We start from the raw sequence: 10,427 nt of genomic DNA on the forward strand, positions 1-10,427 counted from the left end.
GAAGAGATAATATAAATAAGTGCAAGGGTTTACAAAATAGCCTAACAATAATTTGATTTATGGTTGAGAGGTTTATTTTTTCTTTAAATCACTTCCTATTGAAGAATTAAATAATATAAACATATAATATATTATATATAATGAGGATGTGAGTATGGGTGAACAGACTAAAGCCAAAACTTTTAGGTATTAGTGTCTTGTTTATTATTATAATTATTTTAACCTGTGGGGCTATTTTTAAGTTTAAGTTTAAATTGGATAATACATTGAAAGAGACTACACATACATATTTGTCAGAATTTACAGAGCATAATATAATTAATCTTAAGACAAAACTTAGTGGTCAATTTGACATGCTTGAATCTATTGCTAGTTTTATGGGAAATTTAGATAATATAAATAATGAGATGATGATTAATTTAATGGAGTCTGGAGTAAAGCGAAGTTCTTTAATTAGAATGTCTATTTCTGCACTAGATGGAAAAAGTTATTCTAATGATGGAATCATTAGTAATGTAAAAGATAGAGATTATTTTAAAAAAGCTAAAAATGGTGAAAGAAATATATCAGAATCTTTAAAATCTATTATTGATAAAAAAGAAATAATAGTTTTAGCTACCCCTATTTATAAAGATGGAAAAGTAGCAGGTGTTTTAAGTGGAGCTTATGATTCAACAAAATTAAATGAATTGTTGGGGTTATATGCATTTGATAAAAAAGCACACGTTTATATTGCCAAAAAAAATGGAGATGTAATTGCTCAAAATTCAAATGAAAATAGTAAAATATTATCATGTATATTTAAACTTTTTAATAATGATAATTGTGATGAAGTAAATTGTTTAAAAGTTATAAAAGAAAATATGAAAAATAATAAATCTGGATATTCTAACTATAATTTAGATAATAAGAAATTTATGTTAAATTATCAACCACTTGGAATTAATGATTGGTATATTTTTTCTGTTGTACCAAATGAAGTAGTATCTATTCAGTCAGATAATATTTCATTTGATGTATATATATTTGCGCTAGAAATATTATTAGTTATATTAATTTTTGTGGTATATATAGCTTATATTATAAATAACAATACTAAGACTATTATAAATGAAAAAGAAAAATTCAAGGCACTTACTGATAATATATTAGGTGGTGTTAAAAACTGCTTGAAAGATAAATATATGACTATGACCTATGTAAGTCAGGGGTTTTTGGAACTTACAGGTTATTCTGAAGAGGATTTAGATATAGTTTTTAAAAATAAATTTAAAAATATGATTTATAAAGAAGATGTAGACAAGGTTAATAGTATTGTTTTGAATCAATTAAAAAGACAGGATAAAATTGAAGTTGAATATAGAATTGTAAAAAAAGATGGAAGTATAATTTGGGTTTTAGATAGAAGCAAATCTATAAAAGATAGTAAAGGGAATGAATATATACAGGGAGTTTTAACTGATATAACAGAACTCAAGAAAATACAAGAAGAATTAGACTCAAAAATGTTTGAAATAGAGACTATCAATGATAGCATTGTTGGTGGAATAGTGATAACTGAGATAAATGATGATTTTGATAGTATATATTTAAATGAAGGTTATTTAAATATGATTGGATACACACGTAAACAGTTAGAAGATGAACTAGATAATAAATTAATCAAGCTGATTTTCAAAGATGATAGAGCTGGAATGATTGATGATATAAATAAGCAACTTAAAGTAAATGATACATTTGCATGTGAACGAAGAGTTGAAAAACGAGATGGTAGCATTATATGGATTTTATTAAAAGGAAGAAAAATAGTTGATGAAAGTGGAAACTCAGTACTATGTAGTGTAATTGTCGATATTACTTCTGCTAAATTATTAGAACAAGAGCTTAAAAAGAGTGAAGAACGTCATGAGATTATTATAAAGCAGACACAAAATATTATAGTTGAATGGAATATAGAAAAAGACCAAATGAGTATTTCTCCTAATTGGTATAATAAATTTGGCTATGACCCTATAACTAAAAATGCAACTAAAAATATAATCAAATCAGTTGACATATATCCTGATGATATAGATAAGTTTATTTCATTAACCAAGCTTACTTCATCAGGCAGTGAATATGAGGAGTGTGAGATTAGACTTAGAGTTAGAGATACTACTTATGCATGGTTTAGTATAAAAGCAACGACACTGTTTGATGATAATGGAATACCTTATAAAGTTGTAGGTAGTTTAACTGATATTGATGAATCAAAGCGAGAAGCTGAAAAATTAAAAGAGAGAGCGGAAAAAGACCCACTAACAGGCTTATATAATAAAAAAGCATCACAAGCACTTATAGAAGAATATATAACATTGGATAAAAACAGACAAGGGACTTTAATGATTATTGATATTGATGACTTTAAAGGTATAAATGATAATTTAGGTCATTTATATGGTGATGCTGTATTAAGTGAAATTGCAAATGATTTAATAAATTTATTTAGAGCATCTGATATAGTAGGAAGAATTGGTGGAGATGAGTTCATTGTTTTTATGAAAGATATTTCTGAAACAGGAGACATTATGAACAAAGCAGAGGAATTGGTCAAAACGTTTGAGAGGTCTTTTGTAGGTAAAGGATATAATTATAAAATATCTTTGAGTGTAGGAATTGCTAGATTTCCAAAAGATGGCACAGAGTACATGCAGTTGTTTAGAAATGCAGACATAGCTCTTTATTCAGCTAAGGGTAAAGGAAAGAATCGTTATGCCTTGTATGATAAAAAAATTGATAAAGTACAATACATAGCAAATACAAGAAATACAGATGAAAATACCAATATAGAAAGGTCTTTTAAGGAGCATATTACAAATTATATATTTGATATACTGTATGAATCAAATAATATAGAAATGGCTGTAAATTTGATTCTTGATATTGTGGGTAAACATTTTAATGTGAGTCGTGTCTATATATTTGAAAACTCGGATGATAACCTCTACTGTAAAAATACATTTGAATGGTGTAATGAAGGAATAACAGCAGAAATTGAGAATCTTAAGAATATTTACTATGGTCATTTAGGTAATTATCTTTTAAATTTCAATGCAGATGGATTGTTTTATTGTAATGATGTTGATAATCTCAATAGCGATTTAAAAAATTTGCTTAAAGCACAAGGGATATGTTCAATATTACAATGTAAAATTTTAGAAGGTAATGAATTTAGAGGTTTTGTAGGATTTGATGAATGTTCCTATAATCGTATGTGGACTAGTGATGAAGTGGATACATTGACATTTATTTCTAAGATGCTCAGTATGTTTTTATTAAAAATGCGTATCCAAAGTAAACTAGAGGACTCTTTAGAAGTTCAAAAGTCTGTAATGGATAACATGGACATATGGGCTTATGTTGTTGACAGAAACACATATGAACTGTTATTTATCAATAAAAAGATGCTTGAGTCAGCCCCAGATACACATGTAGGTGATTTATGTTATAAAGCACTATGGAACAATCAGAATAAACAATGTAGGAAATGCCCTATGAGCTGTTTAAAAGATGGAACTGATACTTATAAATCATTTATGCGTAACAGAAAGTTTGGTGTAAATGTAAACATAACGACAACTGCTTTAAAATGGTTTGATGGTAAAGATGCATGCTTAATATTTGGTAGTGAAGTAAATAGTGTTGAGTTTGAAGCAAATATTTAAATGAGCTTCTTGTAAAGATTTCCTAACTAATTGAATAAAACGTTTAAATTACTGTATTATAGATTTACTTAAAATCACAATTTTGATTTATTGAACCTAAAACGTTCATATAAATTATTTAAGTTGTGGTTTTAAGTATTTTTTGTGTTATAATTAAGCGTTAAGAACAAAATTAAAAGATACTTTTAATTTTAAGAAAGTATTTGTTAAATATATATTGAGCAGGTGATGATATGGAAAATAGGTTTTTACCAATAAGTAAACAAGATATGATAGATAGAGGATGGGAAGAGCTAGACTTTGTGTTGGTTACAGGTGATGCATATGTAGACCATCATAGTTTTGGTACAGCAATAATATCTAGAGTTTTAGAAAATGCTGGATATAAGGTAGGTATAATAGCACAACCAAATTGGAAGACGACAGATGATTTTATGAAATTAGGAAAGCCTAGACTTGGATTTTTGGTTAATGCAGGGAATATGGATTCAATGGTGAATCACTATTCAGTGAGTAAAAAGCATAGAGATAAGGATATGTATTCTCCTGGTGGAAAAATGGGTTATAGACCAGATAGAGCCACAATAGTCTATTGTAATAAAATAAGAGAAGCATATAGCGATGTTGCAATAGTAATAGGAGGAATTGAAGCTAGTCTAAGAAGATTTGCCCATTATGATTATTGGAGTGATAAGGTTAGAAAGTCAATGTTGATAGATAGTGGAGCAGACTTATTAGTTTATGGAATGAGTGAAAAGCAGATTGTGGATGTAGCTAATGCACTTAATGATGGATATGACCCAAAGTATATTAGACATATTGATGGGACATGTTATGTTTCAGATACATTAGAAGAAATATATGATAACTATATATTGATTCCCTCATATAAAGAAATATGTGAAGATAAAATGAAATATGTAGAGGCTTTTAAAATTCAATATGATGAACAAGACCCATTTAGAGGAAATATAATTGTTCAACCTCATGGAAGTAAGTATTTAGTTCAAAATAAGCCAGAGAAGCCTCTAAATAGAGAAGAATTGGATGAAGTTTATGGATTACCATATCAAAAAACATATCATCCTGTATATGAGAAATCTGGTGGTATACCAGCTATAGAAGAAGTAAAATTTAGCATAGTAAGTTCAAGAGGGTGTTTTGGTAGTTGTTCATTTTGTGCAATAACATTTCATCAAGGAAGAGCTGTTCAAAGTAGAAGTGAGAAATCAATTATTGATGAAGCAGTAGGAATAACAAAATTAAATGATTTTAAAGGATATATACATGATGTTGGAGGGCCAACAGCTAATTTTAGAAGACCAGCATGTAACAAACAAATTACTAAGGGTGCATGTAAAAATAGACAATGTTTATCTCCATCACCATGTAAAAACTTAGATGCAGACCATAGTGAGTATCTACATTTACTTAGAGCTGTAAGAAAATTACCTAACATAAAAAAAGTGTTTGTACGCTCTGGTATTAGGTATGATTATGTAATGGCAGATAAAAATAATAAGTTTCTTAGAGAGCTAATAGAACATCATGTAAGTGGTCAATTGAAGGTGGCTCCAGAACACATATCAGAAGAAGTTTTAGAATATATGCAAAAGCCAGCAGGAAAAACTTATGATAAGTTTAGACAGAAATTTTTTGCTATAAATGAAGAATTAGGTAAAAAACAATATTTGATACCATATTTAATGTCTAGTCATCCAGGGTCTACATTAAATAGTGCTATAGAGTTAGCTGAATATTTGAGAGATACTCATTATCAACCAGAGCAAGTTCAAGATTTTTATCCAACTCCTGGAACACTATCAACTACAATGTTTTATACAGGAATAGACCCACTTACAATGAAGCCAGTTTATGTTCCAAAATCAAAACGTGACAAAGCAATGCAAAGAGCTTTATTACAGTATAGAGCACCTAGAAACTATGATTTGGTATATTCTGCATTAGTTGAAGCTGGAAGAGAGGATTTGATAGGTTTTGGACATCGATGTCTAATAAAACCTAAGGATGAGAAGCCTTATTTTAATAGAAATAATTCTAATAAAAATAAGTCTAAGACTTCTACTGAAAATAAAAAACATAATGCAAATAATAGAAACAATAAAAAACAACAAAAAAGTCCAAGTAAGAGAAAGAAAAAATATTAAAATAAAGCATAGGTAAATAAAAAGATTTAAATAAGAAGGATTATTCGATAAATTAACAGAAATTAATATAAATAAATATAATTATTTTATAAAAAGTTAGTTTTGGGAGGACGAGATGAAAAAGTATATTTATATAATATTATCAGTAGCATTAAGTGTAATTTTTTTAGTGGGGTGTTCACAAGGACAAAATGAAAAGCCAAAAGAAGAACCAGCAGTTGTTAAAGAAGTAAAGGTGGCTGTTCCAGATGGATTGCCAGCGGTAGCAGTAGCTAAATTAGCAAATGAAAATCCAGCAATTAAAGATGGATATGAAACAATGTATAGCATTGAGAAAACACCAGAAGCAATTTCTACTAGAGTAATGAAAAAAGATGTAGATATAGCTATAGTTCCTTCAAATATGGCTGCAATAGCGTATAATAAAACTTCAAGTTATAATATAGTTGGTACTGTAGGTATGGGGTCGCTTTATTTAGTATCAACAGATGATATAAAGGATTATTCTGATTTAATTGGGAAAGAAGTTGGATGTACAGGGAAAGGTCTTACTCCAGATATAACGATAAGAAGTCTTTTATCACAAAAGGATATAAGTCCAGCAGATATAAATTTTAATTATGTAAATTCTGCAAGTGAACTAGTACCGTTATTGGCTGCAGGAAAAATTACAACAGGGATTGTTCCAGAACCTGCACTTAGTACTTTAATGTCCAAGAATCCAGATATAAAAATTATAAAAAGTTTAAATGATTCATGGAAAGAAGTAAGTGGTTCAAAAGATGGATATCCTCAATCTACATTAATTATAAAATCTGATTTTTTAAGAGACAATAAAGAATTTGTAGATTCTTTTTTAGGACAATTATCAAATAGTGTAGATTGGGCAAATAAAAATCCTGAGGAATTAGGTAAATATTCTGAGAATATAAAGATATCTACTGAACCTAAAATAATAGGAAAAGCTCTTGAAAGGGCTAATTTAAAGTACATTCCAGTTAAAGATATGATTAATGATTACAAAAACTACTATGAAAAATTAGCTAATTTTGATGATAAGACGGTAGGAGGCAAAGTACCAGATGAAGCAATATACTTTGTTGAAAAATAAGAAAATTAAAGAACAATTTATAGACAAATTAGAGGTAACACTTTCTTGTGTTATCCTCTTATTTTTGTGGCAAATTATTGCTTTAAAAATTAACAATGATATATTCTTACCAACAATAAATCAAGTCTTTGATAGTATTAAAGAAATCGTATTAAATTCTAATTTCTATATAGACATACTTTATTCAATAGGTAGATGTTTTTTTAGTTTTTTATTTGCTTTGATTTTTGCTATCATATTGTCAATAATAGCATATTTAAGCAGGATTTTTAGAAATTTATTAAAGCCAATTAATGCTCTAGCACGTTCAATACCAACGATGATATTAGTAGTACTAGCACTAATTTGGTTTGAAAAAGATAGTACACCTTTTATAGTTGGGTTTGCTATAGTTTTTCCAATCTTATACGATAGTGTTTTAGGAGCAATATTGAATATTGATAAGAATTTATTAGAAATGGCAAGTGTGTATAAGATAAGGTTTATAGATAAGGTATTGAAAATTTATTTATTAGCTATAAAATTTCAAATTATATCTATATTAGTATCGACATTTTCACTAAGCTTAAAAGTTGCTATAGCAGGAGAGGTATATAGTCAACCTACATATGGTATTGGGACTATGATACAAACTGAAAAAATTAATTTTAATACATCTGGGATATTTGCATGGATAATTATAATAGTTTTAATTTCAGCCATTTTACAAGTAGCTCAAAAATTTTTGTCAAGAAGAGCTTTTTTATGGAAAAGATAAGGTTAAGTATTGAGAATATAAATAAAAAATATGATAATCATATTATATTTAAAAATTTTAATATTGATTTTTACATAGATAATGTTAACTGTATACTTGGGAAGTCTGGATGTGGGAAAACTACTCTCTTAAATATAATAAGTGGTATTATAGAAAATGATACTCGTAATTTAAATATTAAAGAAAGTTCAAATAAAATTGGGAGTAAGTTAGAGGTAAGTTACATATTTCAAGAAGACAGGCTAATAGATTGGCTAACTGTAGAAGAAAACATAAAGATAGTTGTAAATAAATATTACAGTAAAACTCAACTAGATAAAATTTGTGATGAATATTTAGATTTGGTTGGAATTATTAAATATAAAAAATTTTATCCTCAGATGCTTAGTGGGGGCATTAGACAAAGAGTAAACATTGCTAGAGCTTTTATTTATCCATCAAAGACTATTATAATGGATGAACCTTTTAAATCAATTGATGCAAAGAATAAACAAATAATAATGGATAATTTTAAAAATATACTTAAAAAAGAAAAAAGAACTGTGTTATTTGTAACTCATGATATTGAAGAAGCATTATTTTTAGCAGATAATATATTTATTTTAGGAGATTCTCCTATGATAATAAAAAAAGAACTAAAAAATTCTAGAGAATTGGAAAAAAATGAAGTTTTGAAGTTAATATAGAGTTATAATAATATTGTTGTTTTAAAATATAATTATTTTAACTATAATACTCTATTAAAATAGTACAGAATATTCGAAAATATAGATAATGTTCGTATTTTATAAAAAGGAAGTGAATGTATGATTAAAGTAAAAACTAATGCTATGAGAATTTTAGATTCAAACAAAATTGATTATAAGGTACTATCTTATGAAGTCAAAAGTGAACATGTAGATGGTGTTGAGGTAGCACATGATATAGGAAGAGATGTAAATGAAGTATATAAGACTCTAGTAACTCAAGGAGTTAGTAAGAATATTTATGTATATGTAATACCAGTACATGAAAGTTTAGACTTAAAAAAAGCTGCAAAAGTAGCTAAAGAAAAAAGTGTGGATATGATTCATGTAAAAGATATAAATAAGCTTACAGGATATATTAGAGGTGGTTGTTCTCCTGTAGGGATGAAGAAGCTTTATAAGACTTTTTTAAATGAAAGTGCAAAACAATTAGATACAATTATAGTAAGTGCTGGTAAAATAGGATACCAAATAGAATTATCACCACTTGACTTACAGAAACTTATAAAAGTAGAGTTTGCAGATTTAATAAAAAAATAGGTATTGTAGATAGAAAATTAATGACAAAAAAATTATATAATTAATAAAATAAATAATGACTTAAAAATAAACATTTAACTACTATTATGTAATTGACATAAAAATATTGAGAAATTTTAAAAATGATGGTAAAGTGTAAATATGATTACGAATATTTTTTATAAAGTAATGGAGGGATGTTCGCTTGAGAAAGATAAAATCTGAACAAATTGTTGAACAAGTAAAAAAACTTTGCATAGAAGCTAGTTTATACTTAGGAGATGATGTCTTAAGCTGTATAAAAGAGAAAGCTAAAACTGAAAAAAGTGAAGTTGGAAAAAACATATTAAATATATTAGTTGAAAATGCTGAAATAGCAAAGAAAAAAAATATACCAATATGCCAAGATACTGGTATGGCTGTATTTTTTGTTGAGATAGGACAAGAGGTTTTAGTTGAAGGAGATACAATTACTGACGCTATAAATGAGGGAGTAAGACAAGGATACGAGGAAGGATACTTGAGAAAATCTGTTGTAAGTCCAATTAGTAGAATAAATACAAAGGATAATACTCCTGCCATTATTCATTATGAAATGGTAAAAGGTGATAAAATTAAAATAGAGTTTGCTGCTAAGGGATTTGGAAGCGAAAATATGAGTAAAATGAAGATGTTAAAGCCATCAGATGGATTAGAAGGAATTAAAAAATTTATTATTGATACAGTTTCAGAAGCTGGACCTAATCCATGTCCTCCTATGGTAATTGGAGTTGGTATAGGTGGAACGGTAGATAAATGTGCTCAAATAGCTAAAAAAGCACTTTTTAGAGAACTAGGTGAATTTAATGAAGATGAAAATATTGCAAAATTAGAAAGTGAATTATTAGCCTCTATTAATAAATTGGGTATAGGACCTCAGGGGTTAGGAGGAACTACAACAGCTTTAGGTTTAAATATAGAGACTTTTCCTACACATATAGCAGGTCTTCCTGTTGTTGTAAATATAAACTGCCATGCATCGAGACATAAAAAGGTAGTAATTTAGGAGGAAAAATAAAATGATAAAGATAACTACACCTGTAAGTGAGATTGATATAGCTAAATTAAATTGTGGAGATACAATTAGTCTAAGCGGTATACTTTATACAGCAAGAGATGCGGCTCATAAAAGATTGATAGATTGTATAAATAAAGGTGAAGAGTTACCATTCGATGTAAATGGTCAAGGTATATACTATGTAGGTCCTACTCCAACAAAACCAGGAGAAGTTATAGGAGCAGCAGGTCCAACGACGAGTTATAGAATGGATGATTTAACTATACCTCTTTTAGAGAGAGGTCTTAGATTGATTAAAAAATAGCTACGCACACTCGTGACTTTAGTCATGAGTTAGTAGCTAAAATAGTCAGCATATAGGGAAA

7 protein-coding genes and 1 pseudogene are annotated in these 10,427 nt (G+C 28.0%); all 8 read left to right on the forward strand.

The genetic code is table 11. The annotated features are described in order from the left end of the window. Positions 1–158 precede the first annotated feature (158 nt). Positions 159–3,704: a diguanylate cyclase domain-containing protein gene (locus KGF36_RS17175; RefSeq protein ID WP_227829828.1), complete on the forward strand. Its 3,546-nt coding sequence runs from the start codon at positions 159–161 to the stop codon at positions 3,702–3,704. 233 nt (positions 3,705–3,937) lie between these two features. After that, complete coding sequence (locus tag KGF36_RS17180) at positions 3,938–5,872, forward strand: YgiQ family radical SAM protein (RefSeq protein ID WP_227829827.1); 1,935 nt, start codon at positions 3,938–3,940, stop codon at positions 5,870–5,872. Positions 5,873–5,987: 115 nt separating this feature from the next. Further along, entirely contained in the window at positions 5,988–6,983 is a 996-nt protein-coding gene (locus tag KGF36_RS17185; protein WP_227829826.1) for an MqnA/MqnD/SBP family protein, read from the forward strand. Then, the gene (locus tag KGF36_RS17190) at positions 6,955–7,740 is read left to right on the forward strand and encodes an ABC transporter permease subunit (RefSeq protein ID WP_227829825.1); all 786 of its coding nucleotides are present in this window, start codon (positions 6,955–6,957) and stop codon (positions 7,738–7,740) included. Before KGF36_RS17185 ends, KGF36_RS17190 begins: the two co-directional genes overlap by 29 nt. Continuing rightward, positions 7,728–8,426 (forward strand): ABC transporter ATP-binding protein, encoded by a 699-nt coding sequence (locus KGF36_RS17195; RefSeq protein ID WP_227829824.1) that lies wholly within the window; start codon positions 7,728–7,730, stop codon positions 8,424–8,426. The genes KGF36_RS17190 and KGF36_RS17195 overlap by 13 nt, the downstream gene beginning before the upstream one ends. A gap of 120 nt (positions 8,427–8,546) precedes the next feature. After that, entirely contained in the window at positions 8,547–9,026 is a 480-nt protein-coding gene (ybaK, locus tag KGF36_RS17200) for a Cys-tRNA(Pro) deacylase (protein ID WP_227829823.1), read from the forward strand. Positions 9,027–9,210: 184 nt separating this feature from the next. Beyond that, complete coding sequence (locus tag KGF36_RS17205) at positions 9,211–10,050, forward strand: fumarate hydratase (protein WP_227829822.1); 840 nt, start codon at positions 9,211–9,213, stop codon at positions 10,048–10,050. A 13-nt stretch (positions 10,051–10,063) separates the two neighbouring features. Beyond that, positions 10,064–10,357: pseudogene (locus KGF36_RS17210) on the forward strand (fumarate hydratase C-terminal domain-containing protein); the annotation flags it as partial. Between the last annotated feature and the right edge of the window lie 70 nt (positions 10,358–10,427).

The organism is Clostridioides sp. ZZV14-6009 (assembly GCF_020658095.1).
Classification (GTDB): Bacteria; Bacillota; Clostridia; order Peptostreptococcales; family Peptostreptococcaceae; genus Clostridioides.